We start from the raw sequence: 22,433 nt of genomic DNA, 5'->3' as shown, positions 1-22,433 counted from the left end.
GCTTTTTTTATTGTTTTAGATTACATTTGTGTTATGCAAAGACACTTTTCTTTTATTATTCCTGTATTCAATCGTCCTAACGAAACAAAAGAGCTTTTAGAAAGTTTTGCTAATTTAAAAACGACTTTAGATTTTGAGATTGTTATCGTTGAAGATGGTTCGACCATAACTTCGAAAGCTGTTGTAGCGCAGTACCAGTCTCAATTAAACATTACGTATTATTTTAAAGCAAATTCTGGCCCGGGAAGTTCTAGAAATTATGGGATGCAACAAGCTAAAGGTAATTACTTTATTATTTTGGATAGTGATTGTATTTTGCCTGAAAACTATTTAGACGAAGTTAATAAAGCACTTAATAAAAAATATGTTGATTGCTTTGGTGGTCCAGATGCAGCGCACGACTCTTTTAGTAATCTGCAAAAAGCGATAAACTTTAGTATGACGTCGTTTATTACCACAGGAGGTATTCGAGGAAACAAAAAAAGTGTTGCCAAATTTCAACCACGAAGTTTTAATATGGGACTAAGTAAATTAGCTTTTACTACGACTGGTGGTTTTGGTCGTATTCATCCAGGCGAAGATCCAGATTTGTCCATTCGTTTATGGCGAGAAGGCTTTGAAACAGCAGTGTTTCCTGCGGCTTATGTTTATCATAAACGCCGTATTTCTTGGGCTAAATTTTATACGCAAGTTAATAAGTTCGGGATGGTAAGACCTATTTTAAACAAATGGCATCCAGAGACTAAAAAGCTAACGTATTGGTTTCCTACTTTATTTATTTTAGCAATAATTGCTTCAATTGTATTTGCTGCTTTTGGATATTTGCTGCCATTTTACGCTATAACATTGTACTATGGTATCACTTTTATTCTCGCCTTAATAAGTACTAAAAATATTAGTGTTGCTTTTCAGTCTTTAATAGCTTTATCCATTCAATTTTTAGGTTATGGCTACGGATTTTTGAAATCAACATTTTATATTCATATATTGAATAAAAATCCAGAAAATACTTTTCCAAAGTTATTCTTTAAAGAAAAATAATGAGCAGGCTTTCCAGTAAAATAAAATCACTTTTTAAAAGTAGAAAGATAAATGTTTTTGCATTGTTTTTTATTTTGGCTTTTGGTATTTTAATCTTATCTAAACTTACAGAAGTTTCTACTAATACAGCTAAATTTAAAGTCGATTTACAAAATATTCCAGATGAGTCCATACTGCTTAATGATTCATTAAACTCTTTGAATTTAACCTTGACGACTACTGGGTTTAAATGGCTAAAATATGCCTTTAAGCAACCTAAAGTGGCTATTGATTTTAATAAAGACCTTCGAAAAATTGACACCGGTTATATTTGGTCTAAAACTCAAGGATTTGCTGGAGTGTTAGAGCAGTTTAAAAAAGAGAGTAAAATTGTAAGTATAACACCAGATACTTTATTTTTTACATTTGACATAAATGCTGTAAAATACATTCCTGTAAAAAGTAATATTAATATTAATTTTAGTTTTGGTTATGATACTTTAGAAGGTTTGAAAATAACGCCAGACTCGATAAAAATAATTGGCCCCTCCACTGCACTGTATTATTTAGAAGCCATAGAAACTAAAGAATTCCAGCTAGAGGATGTTAATAAACCTTTTAATGTGACCGTAGGGTTACAAACAGACTCTATTAATTCAAAAATTAAAATAAAGACGAAAGAGGTTTCTGTTAGTGCTGTGGTAGAGAAGTTTAGTGAAGGCACTTTAAATATACCTGTTGAAGTTATAAATGTGCCAAAAAACACGACATTAAACTATTTTCCTAAAAGCGTGAATGTCTCCTTTTATACTAGTTTAAGTGCTTTTAATACTATTTCCGCTAATGATTTTAAAGTCGTATGCGATTATAAAGCCATAAATGAAGATAGTAAATATCTTGAACCAGAGTTGGTTAAAAGACCAGATAATGTTAAAACAACTCGATTGCATCAACAAAAAATTGAATTCATAATTATAGAATGATAACCGTCGCACTTACAGGAGGAATAGGTAGCGGAAAAACCACAGTTGCCAACGTGTTTGCAGCCTTAGGGGTACCCGTTTACATTGCAGATGAAGAAGCTAAAAAGCTGATGAATGCGTCTAAAACAATAAGAAGAAAACTTATCGAGCTGTTTGGGGAAAAAGCGTATGTAAATAACGAATTAAACAGACCTTTTTTAGCCCAAGCTATTTTTAGTAATAAAAATCTGCTTGAACAAATGAATGCCATTGTGCATCCTAAAGTAAAAAAGCACTTTATAAAGTGGAAGGCTAAACAACAAGGTCCCTATATTATTAGTGAGGTTGCTATAGTATTTGAAAATGACACCTATAAAAATTATGACTATATTATTACTGTAACTGCACCAGAAGAAGAAAGAATTGCGCGAGTAATTGCACGTGATCATTCTACTAAAGAAAAAGTTCAGGCTATTATAAATAACCAGTGGAAAGATGCTGAAAAAGTGCGACTTTCAGATTATGTTATTACGAACACCAATCTAGACTCTACAAAAAAACAAGTCCTTAAAATCCATAATCTACTCCTAAACAAAGTTGCTGACGTTTAAATTTTAACATTTTTGTTAATGTAAGGTTAAATGCTCACGCTACTAAATGTTAAAATCTTAATTTTGAACGATGAGTAAGAAAGTTTTTTTCGTACTGGTTATTCTAATGAGTTTATCTCTAATAGGTATTATTTTTGTGCAAGCCTATTACATTAAAAATTCTATAAGTACCAAAGAAGATCAATTTACATTTAACGTAAAAAAGACTTTAAGCTATGTTGCGGAGAATATAGAAAAGGAAGATTTTAGGGATCATGTTATAAAGTTGAAACGGGAAATAGAGTCAGGAAAGGTTATTAAGATTGATACCACTGCGATTTCTAGTTTATACATTAGAGAGTATAATAATGAAACCAACCAGACATCAACATATAGAAATGGTATTTTTGAAGAGAATTATAAAATATCATCAGCGCTCTTTGACATAGGTTTAGATACCACAAGCATTAAAAACATTATTAGGGAAAATGAGGCCAAGGTTTATAAATCGAACTCATTGGATGGGAAATCAGACACCCAACTTGTTGAGTTAGGAGACATTGGTCGTATAGAGGAACTTCAGTTTGAAGCACATTACGATAATTATGCTTTCTTAAACCCGATACACAAAAGGGTTAGTGTAGAAAGAATTAATCGGTTATTAAAGCTCAAATTAATACAGGATGATATTACTGTAGATTATGAATTTGCTATTTATAGTAACGATTTGGCAACAAAAATCAAAACAGAAGATTTTGATTTAAAAGATAAATTAACAGTTAGCGTGCCTTTGTTCCAAAGTAATAGAGATATAAATAATTATCTGTTGATGGTTAATTTTCCAGAAAGGAAACAATTTATTTGGTCTTCGGTTCTTGGGATGTTAACCTTATCATTTGTGTTTACATCAATAATTGTTATTGCTTTTGTTACAGCATTGCAACAAATTATGAAACAGCGTCAAATTTCTGAAATCAAAACAGATTTCATAAATAATATGACACATGAATTTAAAACACCAATAGCAACCATTAATCTCGCTTTAGATTCAATTGTAAATCCAAAAATAATTGATGACAAAGAAAAAGTGATGCGCTATTTGAATATGATACGCGAGGAAAATAAACGTATGCATGCACAAGTAGAAAATGTATTACGAATATCTAAACTTGAAAGAAACGAGCTAAACATTCGTAAGGATAGAGTGCGTTTACACGACTTAGTTGAAGATGCTATCTCTCATGTAGAGTTGATTGTTGAAGACCGGGGAGGACATATAGAAACCAATTTACAAGCCGCAAAGTCTTCTGTGTTAGCTAATGAAACGCATTTTACGAATGTGTTAGTAAATATTTTGGATAATGCTATTAAGTATTCGCCAGAACAACCCAAGATTACGGTTGAAACCTTAAATGTTGGGAACAATATTATCGTAAATATAAAAGATGAAGGTAGCGGCATGAGTAAAGCAGTTTCTAAACGTGTTTTTGAAAAATTTTATAGAGAGCACACAGGGAATGTGCATAACGTAAAAGGGCATGGTTTAGGCTTGGCCTATGTAAAAAGAATAGTAGATGACCATCATGGTCATATATCAGTAGAAAGTGAAAAAGACAAGGGAAGTACATTTACAATAACACTTCCATTAATATCATAAACATTATGGACGAACAACAAAAGAAGATATTATTAGTAGAAGACGATCCAAATTTCGGAACTGTTTTAAAAGATTATTTGATGATGAATGATTATGAAGTGGTGCATGCTAAGAATGGTATGGAAGGCTTCGAGAAGTTCAAAAAAGATGATTACGACTTATGCATCTTAGATGTTATGATGCCCTATAAAGATGGTTTTACGCTAGCAAAAGAAATAAGAGAGAAAAATGCCGATGTGCCTATAATTTTCTTAACGGCGAAAGCCATGAAGGAAGATGTGCTAAAAGGTTATAAAGTAGGAGCAGATGACTATTTAAATAAACCTTTTGATAGTGAAGTTTTATTGATGAAAATCAAAGCGATTATGCAGCGTAAAGCTACAGAAACTGTGGCAGATAGTAAGCAATTCGAATTTAAAATAGGCGGTTTCGACTTAAATTCTAAACTTCGTTTTTTAGTTTATAAAGGAGGTGAACCAACAAAGTTATCTCCAAAAGAAAACGAATTATTACGCTTATTAGCTTTACATGAAAATGACTTAATGCCTAGAGAATTAGCATTAACAAAAATATGGAGAGATGATAATTACTTTACGTCAAGGAGTATGGATGTCTACATTGCTAAACTGAGAAAGTACCTTAAAGTTGATGATAAAGTAGAAATACTTAATATTCACGGGGAAGGCTTTAGATTAGTGGTAAACCCAGAATAAAAAACCACGATTTAAATTGATATGAAAGCCACTGTTTTACAGTGGTTTTTTTATTCTAAACCATTAAATAATAGACTTGATATATTCGATATCACGTGTATTGGTTATGGCGCGCTCTGCATCTACAAGTAAACTTTCTATTTCAACTTCTACAATCTCCAGATAGTTTTTATTGTCGTCCTTGATTATACTTTTTAAATGAAATAGCATAATCAAAAGCTTTTCTACTATAATAACATCATGTTTACAATAGGTTCTTAATTCAGCCATTACTTGAAAAATTAAAACTTTAAAATTTACAGTAGCAACAGAGACATAAGGAATATCGTCTATATAGGCTTGACTTTTATCGTTTTTCTTAATACGTAAGGAAAACAATTGTGATAAATAATCAATCGCATTTAAAGCTGTTCCAGGATCGTTAATGCCAGGAGACATGGCTTTAATAGCCACTTCAGTAATCTGTTTAAAGGCCAAAACATAGTTGTCGGCAATAAGTTCGCTCTTAGAAAAATCAAAGTGCTCGGTTATTTTTTGAATCGTTTCACTGTCTAATTCTTTTTCACTTTTAAAGAGGGTATTGTGTTCAGAAATGAATAGGCCTTTGATAACAACGACATCAATTTTTGTTTCTTTGTCTTTTGCGATTTTAGCAATATTTCCCAAAGAAACATTTTGTAAATAACCAGATTTTTCAGATTTGTATTGGTGCCAAATTTTAGTGTCAGGGAAATCATCTTCACTATATTTTTCATTATCAATTAAATATAGCATTCTACGCTTCGAGATATTAAAAATTTTATCCATAATGTTATTAATTTGTATTTCCTGAGAAATAGAATGGATAAAATAAATAAAAGCAGCGAGGCAATTCACCATAAATAAAATGGCAAATAAGACTGAAAAGCCAGGTAATTGATATTTGTCTCCGTTGGGTTCAATATAAACTAAAATAAAAATACAGTAGAGTATAGTCGCAATATAGAAACCCAGAATGATCTGGTGTCTTCTATTGCTAATTAAACCGGGTAATAAACGTGGTGAGAAGTTGCTTGAGGCTTGATTAAGTAAAATCATTACCATAGAAAAACTAAAAACCATGATTGAGACTAAACCTCCAATAAATGTTGTTAAGAGGATTCGGGCTGTTTCTGTGTTGTTAATAACCAAAGCAGGAACAGTGTCTAAAAGATATTTAGAGACCCCCTTTTCCTCCAGAAAAATCATTATATAGGTAAAGACAAAACCTAAAATAGCTAATAGAGTAGGATAGAATGCAATGTTATCTGTAAGTCTGTATAGTTTTCTTAAAAGGAAAAGTAATTTGTCTTTCATCGTGTTGGTTTTACCACCTTAAAGATAAGATAGTTTAGCTGTAAATTTTAATTCAAAAACGAATTTATTTAGTAAAATGGTAGCTTAAACGATATGTTCTTGAATTTTTTTTATGATCATTTCGTCAGAAGATTCATAATCAAACCATAACGTGTTTTCGTTACGCTTAAACCACGTGAGCTGACGTTTAGCAAAACGGCGTGTATTTTTTTTAATCTCAGAAATCGCAAAATCGAGAGTCCATTTACCATCAAAATAGTTGAATAATTCTTTATAACCCACAGTGTTTAAGGCATTGCGTTCTTTTCTATTGTATAATGATTTTGCCTCTTCTAATTGTCCAGATTCTAACATTAAATCAACACGTTTTTCAATGCGTTCATAAATAATTGAGCGCTCAGCAGTTAGGCCAATCGTTAGTGTTTTAAAAGCTCTGTTATTTTTGTCCTTATTTAAAAAGGACGAATAAGGTAGGTGACTACCAATGCAAACCTCTAAAGCCCGAATAACACGTTGTGGATTGTCTAAAGCAATGGTATTGTATGTTGTAGGATCTAATTGTTTTAGTTGAAGTTGAAGGGCTTCTAAACCATTATTTTCCAATTGAAGATTTAACTGTTCTCTAATGTTTTTGTCGACCTCTGGGAAGTAATCAAGACCTTTTGTTACCGCATCTACGTATAAACCAGAACCGCCTACCATAATAACAATATTATGGGTTTTATGCAATGCTGTTATTTTTTGAACGGCTTCTTTTTCAAACGTGCCAACGTTATATTCCTCCTCAATAGATTTATGTTGAATAAAATGATGCTGTGCTTGAGCTAATTCTTCTGAACTTGGAGCAGCGGTCCCAATTTGCATTTCTTTAAAAAACTGTCTGGAGTCTGCCGAAAGGATTTCCGTATTAAAATGTTGCGCCAATTTTATACTCAAATTAGTTTTTCCAATAGCGGTTGGCCCAACTACAGCAATAAGATATTTATTAGCAGTATTCAAAGACAATTATTCAAGGTGTAGATTGTGGCCACAATTATAGCAATATTCAGCATTGTCTTTATGGTTTTCAGCCAAACAATTTTGACAAGACTGCGTATTAAGTTTTGCCTTTTCAGACTCTTTTTTCTTTGCAGAATCATTACTGCTTTTGGTGTATTCAGCCGATACAATTCCTGTTGGCACCGCAATAATACCATAACCCATAACCATAATTATAGCTGCTATTAATTGACCTAAAGGCGTTTGGGGAGCAATGTCTCCAAAACCCACAGTGGTTAATGTCACGATGCACCAGTAGACGCTTTTAGGAATGTTAGTAAACCCATTCTCTTCTCCTTCTATTAAGTACATTAGTGTTCCAAAAATAATAGCCGCAATAATAACTGCAAATAAAAACACAGAGATTTTTGCACGACTGGCTTTAATGGCGCTTGTTAAATGGTTAGATGCTCCTAAATAACGCGCCAACTTTAAAATTCTAAAAATACGCAGTAAACGCAAGGCTCTCAATGCAACAAGGGCATGAGTTCCCATAAATATTAACGATAAATATTTTGGAACTGTAGATAAGAAATCGACAATACCGTAAAAACTAAAAATGTATTTTAAAGGCTTTTTAACGGTGATTATTCGGGCGATATATTCGATAGTAAATAAAATGGTTACTATCCATTCACCAAGATTTAACCAATAGTGGTATTTTGCATCAATCCAGCTAACGCTTTCAAGCATCACCAATAAGATGCTGGCAAGAATAAAGACTAAAAGTACAATATCAAATAATTTACCTGCAGGCGTATCTGCTTCATAAATAATTTCATGCAGTTTAGATTTCCAGTCTCTTTTGTTATGGTTGTTCATTCTTTCAAAAATACTAAATATAGATTAGTTATTTTTTCTTTAATACAATTAATGCGTTTTTCTGGACTTCAACAATTTTGTTAAAATACGCTTTCAAGTAAGGGTAGAAATTCGAGTTATAAATGGCTTCTGTAAAATTAAATTTTAAAAAAACCATAGCGTGATCTGTGTTTTTAGTCGCATTTAAAATTAATGTACCAGTACCGCCTGGCAATTTGTAAGAGGCGCTTGTAGGAACTTCCGTAATTTCATAAACATCTGGATCAAAATTCAATTTGTAAGAATATAAATAGGTATCTGGGTAACCAAAATCTATAGGGTAAGTGCGTTCTTGTAATTTTAGTGGATTATTATCAAAAAATGTTACTAAAAACGGATTGATATACAAATTGTTTCCAACAAGCTCTGTCTCTTTCTCAAAATTAATTTTTTCTAAAAATGTGTTAGTGTTTTTACTTTCTATAGTAACCTCATGACTTATCATTTTTAGATCTAAGTGAGAGGCTTCATACTTTTTCTTGTATTCTATTGGGTTCTCAAAATAACTTGATTTTTTTTCTATAGAATGATAGCCATTGGTCTGGTAATCCAAATGTCCCGATATCTTGCCTTCATTGTCTAAATTTAGTTCAACAAGGTAGGCCTTAGAGGATTTGGTCGTTGGTTTAATGTCTACCCAATAGCTTCCATCTTCGAAATCAAGAAGTCTTCCATATTGATTAAGCGCTCTAAAGGGTACTTGACCAAAAGTTAAGTAGGGATCTACAGCATCTAATTGGTAGGTTTTACCAGCTATAGTCGCCTGAATTAAAATATAATTAAAGTCGGAAATAACAGGATATATTTTTGTGGGTAAGCCATTGGCTCGGGTAGATATTAATATAGGCGTAACAGCAATATCATTTTCCTTTAGCAAGTTATAAAGTAGAAAATTAATTTCTGAAACATTACCCGTTTTTGTTTTTATGAGGTTCTTAATTGAAATGTCTTTAAAAATCTGAAATTCTTCATTCCAGATATAGTTAGACTGGACAAAAGTATAGATGGCTTTTGCTTTTTCTAAAGGATTATTAATACGCAATATTTCATTGCTCAATAGTTTTTTAACGAGTGACCCTTTTTTTAATTTCTTACCAATATTATCATCATTTTTTAATTCTTTGTCTGTTGTCTTCCACGTTTTTGTAATGTTATTTACAGAGCCATCAAAGCCTTTAACAATTTTAAGCTCGTATTCTATGCGAGATAAGTAGTTGTCTCTGGTAGTCATATAATCTTCCTCAATAAAAGCGGGTAGATCTTTTATCGCATATCTGGCTAAAAGGCAATCTGCATAAGCGCCATTGCCACCATCTACACAATCTTCTTTAATGTCACTTTCGTTAACGACCAGTTTTAAATCACCAACTAATTTAATGTTATACTCATAATTGGCCGGGATACTCGTCTTGTATTCACTGTATAGCTTTGGAATATTGTCCTGAAAACGCCATGACTTGTATTTGTAAATGAAAGGAGAAACTACTTTATAGCTATAAGTAATAACCGAACCGACAGTTACATTAGGCATTGTGAATTTTATGATGGTGTAATTATCATTATAGCGTTCTTCAAAAATTTGGTCTTTGGTTAATTTAGTCTGAGTGGTCTCTCCATTTTTAGTATTGTAGGTTGTGGCTATAATGTCGGCAACGGTTTCTCTTTTAGAGTCACTTCTATAGAGAAAAATAGAAATGGTAGCTTTGTCAAACCCATTTCTATTTAAAATTTTTAGTTTTACTTTTTTCTTAAAAATTAAATCAAAACGATCACCGTCGATATGGCTTTCACCATATTCGTATAATACTAAAGCATTTGCAGTGCTGTCTTTTTCAAAGTGTGTTGTTTCTAAATCGCCTTTTGTAACGGTATAGGTTTCTGAATTGAAAGTGTCTTGACTGAAGCTTATATAGGTTAAAAAGAGTGTGATTAGGGCAAAATATCTTTTCATTATAATTGTATGATTTTTAAGCGTTTATTTTTACGCAAATAGCTTTGAATAATATGCTGTACATCTCTATTATTTTCCATTGGAGTAATAATAGATTTTAAAATTTCAATGTTGTTTAGTTGATAGTTTAAATTAAAAAAACCAAAGCCTTTAAAAATACCATTTTGTATTAATATGGCACTTCGTTCATCAACTTCTCGTCCCTTATCAATAATAACCATATTCTGGTTTTTATAGCTGTACTTGTCTATTAATTGCATAACACGTTGATTGTAGCTCTCAGGGGATTCTTCTTCTACGCATGCACCATAACACTTTTTTACATCGTAATGAAAGCAGCTCGTTTTGGTTTTATACAATCCAGATAATTTTTGACATAACTGGTAATCTTCTACTATTTTTTCAAGAAATTGACGCCCACTTTGTCTGTTACTAAAAGTTGTAATATTCGGTTTTCTTCCATCTGCTTTGTCGATGGTAAGATTTACGTAATTCTTATGGTCGGTAAAACTATACAAAGCATGTGTAAAAACAGACCTGCGTAAAGCCCTGTTAAGTAAAGGTTTGTTCTTCTTTATTTCTTCACTTTCTTTTAATAAGGCTAGTAATTCGTTTCCCGTAGACTCATAAGTTAAAGCGGCTACTTGAAGCTGAATTTTTTTAGATTTACGATCTGTACCCGTAAAATGCTGGTTGACACGTCTTTTTATATTTTTACTTTTGCCAATATAGATGATAGTTCCTTCGGCATTATGAATATAGTATACCCCAGTGATTGAAGGTGTTTCAGCGATTATATCAATTAATTTTGGCTCTAATTGGAGCTTAGGCATTTTCCGTATTGATTGCTGAACGATACTTTTTTCGGTGTCTTTAGAAAGTAATAATTTAAAGAGCTTTACAGTTGCTAAAGCATCACCAGAAGCCCGGTGCCTATCGGTTACAGGAATGCCAAGTGACCGCACTAGTTTACCCAAACTATAGGAGGGTAAATCAGGAATTAAAGCTTTTGAAAGTTCAACGGTACACAAGGTTTCTTTTTCAAATTCAAAACCCAAGCGTTTAAATTCTGTACGTAGAATTCGATTGTCAAATTGCGCATTATGTGCAACTAAAATACAGTCTTGGGTAATCTCTACGATGCGCTTGGCGACTTCATAAAATTTAGGCGCATTACGAAGCATGTGGCTATTAATACCTGTCAGGTTAACTACAAATGGTTGAATGTCGCGTTCCGGATTAACCAAACTGATAAATTGATCGACAACTTCATGACCATCATATTTATAGATTGCAATTTCAGTGATGCCTTCTTCATTATACTTACCACCTGTGGTTTCTATGTCTACAATTGCGTAAATAAATTATATAGTTTAAAAGTTTGTTCGTTTAAAGTTTTTTGTAGCCGAGTAAGGATTGTAAACGGCGACTTAATGTTTTGACTTATCTAGCGCCAAAGATACTACTTCCTAAACGAACCATAGTACTCCCACAAGCGATAGCCAATTTATAATCCCCACTCATGCCCATTGAAACGATTTCTAACTGACAATTGTGAGCGTTAAGTAGCTTTAATTCTTCAAAAACTGTTTTTAAACGCTTGAACTCTTGTGTTACTTGAGACGCATCATCAGTAAAAGTAGCCATGCCCATAACCCCCGTTACTTTTATGTTTTTTAATGCTGAAAAATCCTTTGATTGTAATATATCTGAAGCTTCCTGTGGTGACATTCCAAATTTAGAATCTTCTTCAGCAATTTTTATTTGCAGCAGGCAATCTATAGTTCTGTCATTTTTAAGGGCTTGTTTGTTAATTTCCTTTAGCACTTTAAAGCGCTCCACACCATGAATTAAACCCACAAAAGGCGCCATGTATTTTACCTTGTTGGTTTGTACATGACCAATCATGTGCCATTCAATATCTTTTGGCATAGTTTCGTGCTTCTCTGCCATTTCTTGAATCTTGTTTTCTCCAAAAATGCGCTGACCAGCATCGTAAGCTTCCATTAAGTCACTTACAGGTTTGGTTTTTGAAACGGCTACCAGAGCGACTTTTTCTGGGAGGTGGGATTTAATATTATTTAAATTATTTTTTATGCTCATTTCTTTTCTTCTTTTCTGGTTATTGCGTAATATATAACATAGAGCCAGCTAAATAGGCCATGGATAATGGCAAGTAAAATTGACTTATTTCTATCCCAGGAGGTCACGACTGCTACTACTGATCCTAGACCAACTCCATTTTTAATAATTGTGTTTTGAATGCTTGGAACTTCATTTTGTAGCGCAACACAATCGAAGGCTATTAGAAAAATGGTACAGAAGGATATAATTATTTTTTTCATAGCTAATTAAGTTTAATACGAGGGGTTAAAACTCATAAATAGTGACACCACTTCTTAACTTAGGTTCAATATAGGTGCTTTTTGGTGGCATTTTTAAGCCATCGTCTGCAATCTGTTTCATTTGGTCTATTGTTGCAGGAATCATACCAAAACCAACTTTATAGGCACCACTATCTATGGCGCTTTTTAAATTAACGATGTCTTTTTTGCCACTTAGATAGTGTATTCGTGTATCATTGCGTAGATCTATAATACCAAGAATTGGGTTTAAAATGGTTTGATAGAGTAGTTGCGCGTCCAATGCATCTAAAGAGGTTTTAAATTCATAATTGGTTTTACGCAAATACAACGAATAAAATTCGCCATCTAAATACATGCTAAAGTGATGCGGTTTTGTTGGCTTGTAGGGCATAGTTCCTCTATTTTCAATACGGTACATAGTGTCTAACTGAATAAGAAATTCCTCTTTTGTTAACCCATTTAAATCTTTAACTAAACGATTAAACTCATGAATGCGTAACTCTGTTTCACAAATGAGGTAACTCATAAAGTAGTTATAACTTTCACTACCCTTATGGTTTTTGTTTTCAGCTCTTAAATCGGCACATAATAACTGTGAGGATGAAGACCTGTGGTGACCATCTGCAATATAAAGCGTTTTCATTTTACTAAACGCTTCTGTAATCGTTTTAATATCATCGGGTTTATCAATTGGCCATAAATAGTGTGTGTCTCTATAAGTGGTTGTAAACTCAAATTCTGGTCGTTGTTGTTGCGTTTCCTTTAGAATTTTTGAAACCGTATCATTTTCAGGATAGGTTAGTAGTACAGGTTCCGCATTAAAACCAACCGTTTTGAGATAGTCTTTAAATACAATTTCACGGCTGGAAATCGTGTCTTCGTGTTTTTTAATAATGTCATTCTCATAATCTTCTACACTGGCAGCAGCAACAATACCATTAAAGACTTGATAATCCCGATCTACAATTTTATAAATATAAAAACTTGGTTTTTCATCTTGAGCAAAAATGCTATCCTCTTTAAATTCCTGATAACGGTTTTTTACCAGTTGGTAACGTGCTTCACCAGAAATCTCTTTAGCATATTTATAACCGGGATTAACGATATGCAAAAAGGAAAACGGATTATAATTTAATCGTGCTTCACGTTCCGCTTGCGTATAACTCTGGTAGGAGCGGGAAGCAACCAGACTTACTTTGTCTCGTGTTGGTTTTACCGCGCGAAATGGTTTTATTTGAGCCATATTTTAGTATTCAGTTAGCAGTACTAACGCGAATAGCATTGCTTTGGATTTAAAATCAGCTAATTAATTAGCGTTCCTACTGCAATACTTTCGTTAGTTAATGCTTTAAATTGATTTTCAGATTGAGGCTCAAAGGCAAAAGTGAGCCCTTTTTTATAAACCATAAATCTAGAAATCTTAATATTTTATATGAAATCGGGTTTTTAATGCATTATGAAATTAAAAACGTAATGAGCATTTTACACTATTTAAACTGCTGAGCAACAACCTCTGCTTTCCGACTTGCAGAATAATTATAAAAACCTTCACCAGATTTAACGCCTAATTTTCCAGCACGAACCATATTAACTAATAACGGACATGGTGCATATTTAGGGTTTTTAAAGCCATCGTACATCACGTTTAAAATAGATAAACAAACATCTAGTCCAATAAAATCGGCTAGCTGTAGTGGCCCCATAGGATGCGCCATTCCTAATTTCATTACGGTGTCAATTTCTTCAACCCCAGCAACGCCATTGTATAAGGTTTCAATAGATTCGTTTAGCATTGGCATTAAAATTCTATTCGCTACAAAACCGGGATAATCGTTGACTTCAGTAGGCGTTTTACCTAAGGTCTTAGAGAGTTCCATAATGGTATTGGTTACTTCATCGCTTGTATTGTAACCACGAATAATTTCTACCAATTTCATGATAGGTACAGGATTCATAAAGTGCATACCAATAACCTTATCTGGTCTTGACGTTACTGCGCCTATTTGTGTGATTGAAATAGATGAGGTGTTTGTTGCCAAAATGGTATCTTCTGGACATGCGTCATCTAATTGCTTGAAAATTTTTAGCTTTAAATCTAAATTTTCTGTTGCCGCTTCTACGACTAAACTCGCATATTCTACACCTTCACTTATACTGGTAAAGGTGGTTATATTACCTAAAGTTTTAGATTTATCAGCTTCAGTAATTTTTTCTTTTGAAACCATTCTATCTAAGTTCTTAGAAATAGTTGCGATGCCATTTTTTAACGACTCCTCGCTAATGTCTATAAGTTGTACTTTAAAACCTGATTGTGCAAAAGTATGAGCGATACCATTGCCCATTGTTCCTGCCCCAATTACTGCTACGTTTTTCATAAAATTATTTTTTTATCTGTCCCACGAAGGTGGGCGTCTAATTTTTAGTTCCGCGAAAGCGGAAATCTGTTTAATGTTTATTTTTTATAGAAGCTTTCCGTCTCTAATTTTCTCAGAAAAAAGAAAGCTACATTTCGTTAATTAAGACTGCAAACTGGAGCCTACTTGCTATTTTAAAACTGATCAATTATCATGGTCGCCACACGTAAGGCTTCAGTGCCATCATGAAGAGTTACCACTGGCTTTGTATTAGCATTAATAGCATCTGCAAAGGTTTCTAGCTCATCTAAAATGGCATTATTATCAGAAACCTCTGGATTGTCGAAATAAATTTGTTTTTTAATGCCTTCCGCATTTTGAAGAATCATATCAAAGTCTCCAGGGGTTTTGGGAGCGTCTTTCATTTTTACCACTTCACATTTCTTTTCTAAAAAATCTACAGAAATGTAGGCGTCTTTTTGAAAGAAACGTATTTTTCGCATATTTTTCAAAGAAATGCGACTCGCCGTTAAATTGGCAACACAGCCATTAACAAATTCTATACGTGCATTGGCGATATCTGGTGCATCACTAATTACAGAAACTCCGCTTGCTGAAACACTCTTAACTTTCGATTTAACTACGCTTAATATAATATCGATGTCGTGAATCATTAAATCTAAAACCACAGGAACGTCTGTACCACGTGGATTAAATTCTGCCAGGCGATGCGATTCTATAAACATTGGGCTGTCTAACTGGTCTTTAACCGCTATAAATGCTGGATTAAAACGTTCCACATGACCAACCTGGCCTTTAACGCCGTATTCGGCAACTAAAGTTCTCAAGGTTTCTGCCTCTTCAACCGTGTTTGTTATAGGTTTTTCAATAAAAATATGCTTGCCTTTAGCAATAGCCTGTCTAGCACAATCGTAGTGAGATAGCGTAGGTGTTACAATATCAACCATATCAACAGCTTCAATGAGTGCCTCGATAGAATTGAAGTATTTATAACCAAATTCGGCTTCTACTTTTTTACCATTGTCATCGTCAGCATCATAAAAGCCAACAAGATTATATTTTTCTGACTGGTTAAGCAGTCGTAAGTGAATTTTCCCAAGGTGTCCTGCACCTAAAACTCCAGCGTTTAGCATTTAAATTACGTTTTCAACAAAAATAAGATATTTAAGATAGGATTTTTATGAATTAACATGAATTTTTATATGTTTCTAGTTGAAAAATTAAATCTGAGATATTCCTTTTCAGCTTTAAAGCATTTCAGTATTTTTAACCCACTAAACTTCCTGAATTTTGAAAGACACTTTTAAGCATAAAGGCTTGCGGCAACAATTAGTAAACCTAATAAAAAACAAAGGTATTACCAATGCGAATGTACTTAGAGCTATTGGTAACATTCCACGGCACTTGTTTATGGATTCTGGTTTTTTAGATCATGCGTATCAAGATAAGGCATTTCCTATTGCTGCAGATCAAACCATTTCTCAGCCTTACACAGTGGCTTTTCAAAGCGAATTATTACAAGTTGAAAAAGGCGATAAAGTTTTAGAAATTGGTACGGGTAGTGGCTATCAAACTGCAGTGTTGTGTGAGTTGGGTGCTAAAGTATATAGTATAGAACGGCAACAAGAACTGTTTAAAAAAACAAGTCAATTTCTGCCCAAATTAGGGTACAGAGCAAAAAAACTTATTTTTGGTGATGGCTATAAGGGACTGAAAGAAGAAGCTCCTTTTAAAGGCATTATTGTTACTGCTGGTGCACCTTTTGTGCCAAAACCTTTATTAGCACAATTAGACATTGGTGGTCGTTTGGTCATTCCTGTTGGAGACGATTTACAGATAATGACTCTTTTTGTTAGAAAAGGACCCAAATCGTTTGAGAAAACGGAATTTGGGGAATTTCGTTTTGTGCCACTTTTAGAGGATAAGAATTAGTTTTAGGGCTCGTGCTTTAAAAGCTAAATCCAAACATAAACGCATCATTTAAAAACCCACTTTGGTAAGAGCGCACATAATCTATTCTTAAAAATCTCAATTTCCCCCAGCCAATATTATCTATTCCAACCGAGAACTCATTGTAAGGCTTATTCGTTTTCGTAGCCGCCACATTGGCACCAATAACCAGGTTGAAATTTAACTTGTTCAACAAGGGGATTTTATTCATAATATAGCCATTAAAGCTGTGTTCTAAATGTGCTTCAGCATAATTATTATTGGTGCTCAAACCGTAATAAGACAAGTTCTTAAAGCGCCCCAAATAATTACCATCTGTTGTTATATTGGTTTGATTACCATTAAAATGATGGAAATCCATAAAAGCAATGTTATCTGCATTTGCAAAGACCCCTGCTTTAGTATAATATTTGAAGTTGCCTTTAGTGCCAAGAGAGAGGCTTTGATATAAACGTACTTTAAATAAGTCGAAGTTATAATCACTGGTTGTTGCACCAAACCCTTTTTCGTACCCTAAATAAAGTGTTGGGTATTTGCTGCTGGGCATGTTAAATTTACCATTAGGATAACTAAGATAATCTTGAGCAAAATTTATACGAGACTCTACATTTAGTTTTAAAATATTATGGGTATTAAAAGGCGCTACATTGTAAGCGACAGGATTTAAAGGATTGTTACTTGTATATTGCCGATCTGCTTTCGGACTCCATGCCTGATCTGTAGTATTAAATAACGCTTTTCTACGCTCATAACTCAAATTAGAATACAAGTGAAAGCCATTAAATAATTCTTGAGAATAGTTTATTTTGGCGTAAGATTTGTCGTAGATTTTTAAGAAATTCTTTTCGGCTAATAACGAATAAAAGGAGTTTAGAAGTGGTAAATCACTTAAACTAGGATTAAATTGTTCCGTTTTTATTCCACCAGAAAGACTTAAAATAGGTCTCGTTTTATTGTTGAATTGATAACGTAATGAACCGTCAACGCGCAATCTATCGTCTGCTTCGCCATAATTTACGTTTGTATTTGCTGAAAAACTACGGCTGTAATTTTCATCATATCGTTTTCTGTAATTGAGTTCAACGGTGCTATTAAAACCTTGTACCGTATTAAAACTTGGTTGTGAAATTGGAGAGCTAATATTAAACTGTGTGTTTTTAGCGGAATTCTGGTAACTATAGCCACCTAAAATATTACCAAATTTAAATTTATTATTTGCCCGATCTACAGAATCCAAATAAGGCTGGGATTTTTTAACTAATTGAATACTATCTTTTTTTACATAATCAGTTACTTCCTCTTTAGTTAGTGGTACAGGTCGTTTTGTGTCCCAGTAGATCGAATCTTTTTTATTAGAAAGCTCTTCAAAAGATAAAATTTCTCGGGTAAAGTTTTTTTCTTCAAACTGTGGGTTGAAATCATACTCACTAAACACCCCCGTAAAACGACCGTTGGCTTTGATGCCAAAAATGGCCAGATTAAAATCTAAAGTTTGTGAAATTTTTGCCCAAAGACTATCCGTTTCAGAATACGAAAAGGTTTGTTTGATTGTGAATAAATCTACCGGCGGTACTTGTACTTGCAAGCCCGTAATATTGACATCGACAGCATATAAACTCCATTGGTCTTCTACGATGTAAATGTAACCGCTAAAGGCAGCATCATTTTTTCGTTTTGGTGTTAATTCAATTTTATTAATCAGGTTGCCTTTATCATCATAAAAAACACCATCCAGTTTGTAACGGTAGTAATTAAAGGCATTTGAAGCAATGGGTGATACCGCTTTACCTTCTAAATCAATAGTGTTTTCGTAGAAGTTGTAATTAACATCTCCAGCATTATTAAAGCTAAACCCATTATCATTACCACTTACTTTAGAGGCTATAATTTTTTCTTTTAAACGATTTGGTGCCTGGTGTTCAAGTTTAGAAATGGTTTCAGATAAATAGATGATTCCACTTCGTGTAGAGTCTAATGCGCCACCTAAATCGCCAACCTCTTGGCCCAATATTTTTTCTGGTGCATCTTTAATTTTAATTAAGCCACGCGAGTAGAAGTTTGCCCGAAAGTTTTCAGTTTTCTCTAAATGTTCCTCACGCTTAGCAATGGTGTTTTTTATAATTTGTATTGCTGGGTTTTCTTCAGAATTAATAACCACTTCTTGAAGCGAAATATCCTCTTCAACTAAGGTTGCATTTAAGATAAATGGGAAGCGATCAATACTTACTTTTTTTCGGAGTGTTTTATAGCCCAGGTATTGAAAAACAACAGTGTAATCACCAGTTTTAGTAATGTCTAAAGCGTAATTACCATCTTCATTAGTCGTTGTGCCTATATAGGTGTTGTCTAGATAAACACTAACAAATGGTAGGGCTTCTCCAGTTGTTGAGCTAACATTTCCATTAATTTGTGCAAAAGAAAAAGCGAAAAAAAAGAATACTGTGATTGATGATAAAACGTATTTCATTAGTTGGTTTATTGGTTGTATTATAATAGACGCATTTAATAGTTAAAGGGTTGCCTGCTATTTATCAAACATAAAAATAAATGGCGGTTGCTATTGTTATAACAATCATAAAATTTGTAAAACCCTTATTTTTCTTATGGAAGAAAGAAGCAGACGTTCTTATTTTACAGTAGGGGCTTTTTAGGGAACATTAGAAGTTTTTCTTAATTCTGTCTAAATCACGTTTACTGTCGCTATCTTTTATGCTTTCACGTTTATCGTAAAGTTTTTTTCCTTTTGCTAACGCAATATTAAGCTTGGCATAGCCTTTTTCATTAATAAACAAACGTGTTGGGATGATAGTAAGTCCAGTGTTTTGCACTTCGCGCTCTAGCTTTTTTAATTCCTTTTTATTGAGTAATAACTTGCGCTCTGCTTTTGGTGCGTGATTATAAATATTACCATACAAATATTCCTGAACCGTCATATTAATCACAAAGAGCTCTCCTTTCTCATTAAATTCGCAGAAACTCTCTGCAATAGAAGCTTTACTGGATCGAATGGATTTAATTTCGGTTCCAGTTAAAACAATTCCAGCGGTATAGCTATCTAATAGCTCGTATTGGAACTTTGCTTTCTTGTTAAGGATGTTAATTTTCTTTTGCATAAGTTCCAAAGGTAGATAATTTTGAATAATTTTTATAATAACACCTTGTTAATCCCGTATTTTTACGCTTCAAATTAAAAGTATTAGAATGAAATTGAATCACGCTTTAATCTTCCTGTTTTTAATAATGATTATATCTTGTAGAAATAGTGTGGAAAAACAGCTCACTGCTGAAGAAATAATTGATCAGGCCATTTTAGTTTCTGGTGGAGAAAGAATTGAAAATGCAACAATAAATTTCACTTTTAGAGATAAAACATATAAGGCCAATAGACACTTTGGGCGTTATGAATTAGACCGGTTGTTTTTAGATGAAAAAGATACAATAAGAGATGTTTTAAATAATAATACGTTTGAACGCTATGTAAATTCTAAAAAGGTTGCAGTTTCAGATTCTATTGCCAAGGGCTATAGCAGTTCAGTAAATTCGGTACACTATTTTTCGCTCCTTCCTTACGGTTTAAATGGGAAAGCTGTAAATAAAACGCTATTGGATACTGTTTCTGTTTTGAATAAAAAATACTATAAAATAAAAGTTACTTTTGATAAAGAAAGTGGGGGAGAAGATTTTGAAGACGTTTTTATTTATTGGATAAGCACAGATGCTTTTAACGTAGACTATTTGGCTTACGAATATGCTGTTAATGGTGGAGGAAAGCGTTTTAGAGCGGCTTATAATGCCCGTTTTATAGATAGTATTCGTTTTGTAGATTACAACAATTATAAACCTTTGAATACAGAGGTGAATTTACAAAGTCTGGATAGCCTTTTTGAAGCCAAGCAGTTAAAATTGTTATCAAAAATAGAATTGGAACGTATAAGTGTCACGCATTAATCTTGGCTTATTAACTCCTCTTCAATTACATTGTTTTTTATAGTAACAATGTATAGATTGCTGTATATACGCTCATCGATCTCTTTATATTTATTTTCACCAATAACTTTATTTACAAAGCCAGGGATAGTATTACTATGTCCAACGACTAAAACAGTTTTACCTTTGGTGTCATTTATAAACGCATCATAATCGAGCTTGGCAGGATCATAGATAATAGTTTTTAAGCCTTGAGCATTTGCTGTAGGTTTTGCGGTATTTAGTGTTCTGTTAAAATTAGTAGAATAAACGGCGTTCAGCGTTTTGTTTTTAAAATAATTAGCCAGTCTTTTTGAGCGTTGGTGCCCTTCTTTGGTTAACTTAGGATTGTTACCACCCTTTACGTTTTTTTCGGCATGACGTACAAAATAATAAGTTGTTTTTGTTATGTTCTCTTTTTTGTTCTTAGTTTCAGACTGCGCTTTTCCGCAAGAAAAAGATAATACAATGACGAGTGACAATACCAGTTTATTCATGATTTTTTGTAAGAAATTCTCGAATAAAGATATTAAAAACTTATGGGTTTGTTACCTTTAATGCGAACTTTAAGTTAATAACAAGTAACGATTTTGCTTATTTGGAAGCTTAAAATAGAGGTGCAATTATTTTTAAAAAAAAACTATAAAACACGCTGACAAAAACACTTCAGATTTTAAATTAATTCAGTGAAATTTTATCTTTTTCATTTTCTATATTAATAATGCTATGCACCCATATTATAGCGTCGGTTAAATTGTCAAAAATGTTATAGGGCCTATGGTAGAATTTTTTTTCAAATTCTGCATTCGCTCTCATAGTTTCTGTAGCGGGAATAATGGCCATAGCTACTAGATTATGTATTTTTTCGGCTTCTTTGTACACCATGGGATCAACGGTATAAGAAGCCACTCTGTTAGAGATGTAAGCGATGTTTTTATCTTTGAAATGTTTTGAAATAAGGGTTTTTAATTCTTTATTATGCTCGGGAGTAATCACAACACCTTCTTTAATTTGTTTGATTAAAAAATCATCAAAAATAAAGACTTCGGCATGATTGAGATCGTAATAATGAAACATTCCCATAGTTAATAGTTTTTGCATTAATTAAGGCATTTTATTGATTACTGATTTAAAATTTAAAGTAAATCGAGAATCGTGAAAAGGCTTAAGTTTTTAATTAAATATTTTCAACAACATTATTTTTTAGTGCGATAATATTATGTACCCAAATAATGGCAGCTGATAAATTATCGAAAATCTGATATGGCTTTTTATAGAATTGCCTTTCGTATTTGGCGCTATTACGCATCGCTTTCGTTTTAGGGATAATAGCCATTGCTACTAAATTGGGTATTTGCTCAGTTTCTTTATAAGTCATAGGATCAACAGAATAAGACATCACTCTATTTGAAATGTATGCGATATTTCGATCGTTGAAATGCTTATGGATTAGTGTCTTTAGTTCATCATTGTGATGAGACTTGATGATGGCACCTTCTTTTATTTGATTGATTAAAAAATCATCAAAAATAAAGACTTCTGAGACTTTTAGATTATAATAATGAAACATGCCCATAGTCACTAGCTTTAGTTCTAGTAAGATAATGAAAATAAAATAGATAAAAAAAAGCGACAGCATGTATTTCATT

At 33.0% G+C, this 22,433-nt stretch carries 21 protein-coding genes; 7 read left to right on the top strand and 14 right to left on the bottom strand.

Annotated features, from left to right (window positions below; genetic code table 11):
• Positions 1-33: 33 nt before the first annotated feature.
• From GQ46_RS04190 to GQ46_RS04170, 5 genes are all read left to right on the top strand, one after another.
• Positions 34-1,041: a glycosyltransferase family 2 protein gene (locus tag GQ46_RS04190; protein WP_044404527.1), complete on the top strand. Its 1,008-nt coding sequence runs from the start codon at positions 34-36 to the stop codon at positions 1,039-1,041.
• On the top strand, positions 1,041-2,003 hold the full coding sequence (locus tag GQ46_RS04185; RefSeq protein ID WP_044398639.1) for a CdaR family protein: 963 nt from the start codon (positions 1,041-1,043) through the stop codon (positions 2,001-2,003). Before GQ46_RS04190 ends, GQ46_RS04185 begins: the two co-directional genes overlap by 1 nt.
• Positions 2,000-2,593, top strand: a complete 594-nt coding sequence (gene coaE / locus GQ46_RS04180) for a dephospho-CoA kinase (protein WP_044398637.1) — start codon at positions 2,000-2,002, stop codon at positions 2,591-2,593. The genes GQ46_RS04185 and coaE overlap by 4 nt, the downstream gene beginning before the upstream one ends.
• A 70-nt stretch (positions 2,594-2,663) precedes the next feature.
• Positions 2,664-4,229 carry a sensor histidine kinase KdpD gene (locus tag GQ46_RS04175; RefSeq protein ID WP_044398634.1) on the top strand — a complete coding sequence of 522 codons (1,566 nt, stop codon included), beginning with the start codon at positions 2,664-2,666 and terminating at the stop codon, positions 4,227-4,229.
• A gap of 5 nt (positions 4,230-4,234) precedes the next feature.
• Complete coding sequence (locus GQ46_RS04170) at positions 4,235-4,942, top strand: response regulator transcription factor (protein ID WP_044398632.1); 708 nt, start codon at positions 4,235-4,237, stop codon at positions 4,940-4,942.
• Between the two features lie 63 nt (positions 4,943-5,005).
• Here GQ46_RS04170 and GQ46_RS04165 read toward each other — a convergent pair whose 3' ends face one another.
• From GQ46_RS04165 to GQ46_RS04120, 9 genes are all read right to left on the bottom strand, one after another.
• Complete coding sequence (locus tag GQ46_RS04165; RefSeq protein ID WP_044398630.1) at positions 5,006-6,277, bottom strand: DUF2254 domain-containing protein; 1,272 nt, start codon at positions 6,275-6,277, stop codon at positions 5,006-5,008.
• Between the two features lie 84 nt (positions 6,278-6,361).
• A complete protein-coding gene (miaA, locus tag GQ46_RS04160; RefSeq protein ID WP_044398628.1) occupies positions 6,362-7,282 on the bottom strand; it encodes a tRNA (adenosine(37)-N6)-dimethylallyltransferase MiaA in 921 nt (306 codons plus the stop codon).
• Positions 7,283-8,137 (bottom strand): ion transporter, encoded by an 855-nt coding sequence (locus tag GQ46_RS04155; protein ID WP_044398626.1) that lies wholly within the window; start codon positions 8,135-8,137, stop codon positions 7,283-7,285. It abuts the gene before it with no gap.
• Between the two features lie 28 nt (positions 8,138-8,165).
• Positions 8,166-10,127 (bottom strand): DUF3857 domain-containing protein, encoded by a 1,962-nt coding sequence (locus tag GQ46_RS04150; RefSeq protein WP_044398624.1) that lies wholly within the window; start codon positions 10,125-10,127, stop codon positions 8,166-8,168.
• Complete coding sequence (locus GQ46_RS04145) at positions 10,127-11,488, bottom strand: exonuclease domain-containing protein (protein ID WP_044398621.1); 1,362 nt, start codon at positions 11,486-11,488, stop codon at positions 10,127-10,129. The genes GQ46_RS04150 and GQ46_RS04145 overlap by 1 nt, the downstream gene beginning before the upstream one ends.
• 82 nt (positions 11,489-11,570) lie before the next feature.
• Positions 11,571-12,230 carry a YggS family pyridoxal phosphate-dependent enzyme gene (locus GQ46_RS04140; protein ID WP_044398619.1) on the bottom strand — a complete coding sequence of 220 codons (660 nt, stop codon included), beginning with the start codon at positions 12,228-12,230 and terminating at the stop codon, positions 11,571-11,573.
• A 267-nt stretch (positions 12,231-12,497) separates the two neighbouring features.
• The gene (locus GQ46_RS04130) at positions 12,498-13,736 is read right to left on the bottom strand and encodes a DUF1015 domain-containing protein (protein WP_044398615.1); all 1,239 of its coding nucleotides are present in this window, start codon (positions 13,734-13,736) and stop codon (positions 12,498-12,500) included.
• 244 nt (positions 13,737-13,980) lie between these two features.
• Entirely contained in the window at positions 13,981-14,868 is an 888-nt protein-coding gene (locus GQ46_RS04125; protein ID WP_044398613.1) for a 3-hydroxybutyryl-CoA dehydrogenase, read from the bottom strand.
• Between the two features lie 173 nt (positions 14,869-15,041).
• A complete protein-coding gene (locus GQ46_RS04120; RefSeq protein WP_044398611.1) occupies positions 15,042-16,001 on the bottom strand; it encodes a Gfo/Idh/MocA family protein in 960 nt (319 codons plus the stop codon).
• A 157-nt stretch (positions 16,002-16,158) separates the two neighbouring features.
• On the opposite strand from GQ46_RS04120, the gene GQ46_RS04115 reads away from it, so the two are divergent.
• Positions 16,159-16,800, top strand: coding sequence for a protein-L-isoaspartate(D-aspartate) O-methyltransferase (locus tag GQ46_RS04115; protein ID WP_044398609.1), 642 nt, complete (start codon positions 16,159-16,161; stop codon positions 16,798-16,800).
• A 16-nt stretch (positions 16,801-16,816) separates the two neighbouring features.
• Here the strand turns inward: GQ46_RS04115 and GQ46_RS04110 are convergent, their stop codons facing one another.
• Together GQ46_RS04110 and smpB are read right to left on the bottom strand one after the other, a co-directional pair.
• Positions 16,817-19,285: a DUF5686 and carboxypeptidase regulatory-like domain-containing protein gene (locus GQ46_RS04110; protein WP_044398607.1), complete on the bottom strand. Its 2,469-nt coding sequence runs from the start codon at positions 19,283-19,285 to the stop codon at positions 16,817-16,819.
• 190 nt (positions 19,286-19,475) lie between these two features.
• The gene (gene smpB, locus GQ46_RS04105) at positions 19,476-19,931 is read right to left on the bottom strand and encodes an SsrA-binding protein SmpB (RefSeq protein ID WP_044398604.1); all 456 of its coding nucleotides are present in this window, start codon (positions 19,929-19,931) and stop codon (positions 19,476-19,478) included.
• Positions 19,932-20,019: 88 nt separating this feature from the next.
• Between smpB and GQ46_RS04100 the strand changes: the two genes are divergently transcribed.
• On the top strand, positions 20,020-20,766 hold the full coding sequence (locus GQ46_RS04100; RefSeq protein ID WP_044398602.1) for a DUF6503 family protein: 747 nt from the start codon (positions 20,020-20,022) through the stop codon (positions 20,764-20,766).
• Here GQ46_RS04100 and GQ46_RS04095 read toward each other — a convergent pair.
• The 3 genes from GQ46_RS04095 to GQ46_RS04085 form a co-directional block, all read right to left on the bottom strand.
• Positions 20,763-21,281, bottom strand: a complete 519-nt coding sequence (locus GQ46_RS04095) for a phosphoglycerate mutase family protein (protein WP_044398600.1) — start codon at positions 21,279-21,281, stop codon at positions 20,763-20,765. The two genes, GQ46_RS04100 and GQ46_RS04095, sit on opposite strands and share 4 nt — an antisense overlap.
• Positions 21,282-21,462: 181 nt before the next feature.
• On the bottom strand, positions 21,463-21,885 hold the full coding sequence (locus GQ46_RS04090) for a hypothetical protein (protein WP_231567323.1): 423 nt from the start codon (positions 21,883-21,885) through the stop codon (positions 21,463-21,465).
• A 76-nt stretch (positions 21,886-21,961) separates the two neighbouring features.
• Positions 21,962-22,432, bottom strand: a complete 471-nt coding sequence (locus GQ46_RS04085; RefSeq protein WP_231567322.1) for a hypothetical protein — start codon at positions 22,430-22,432, stop codon at positions 21,962-21,964.
• Position 22,433 lies beyond the last annotated feature (1 nt).

It is taken from the genome of Lacinutrix sp. Hel_I_90 (assembly GCF_000934685.1).
GTDB lineage: Bacteria > Bacteroidota > Bacteroidia > Flavobacteriales > Flavobacteriaceae > Lacinutrix.
The sequence above is the reverse complement of the archived record's forward strand: the minus strand, read 5'-3'. Positions and strand labels throughout refer to the sequence as shown.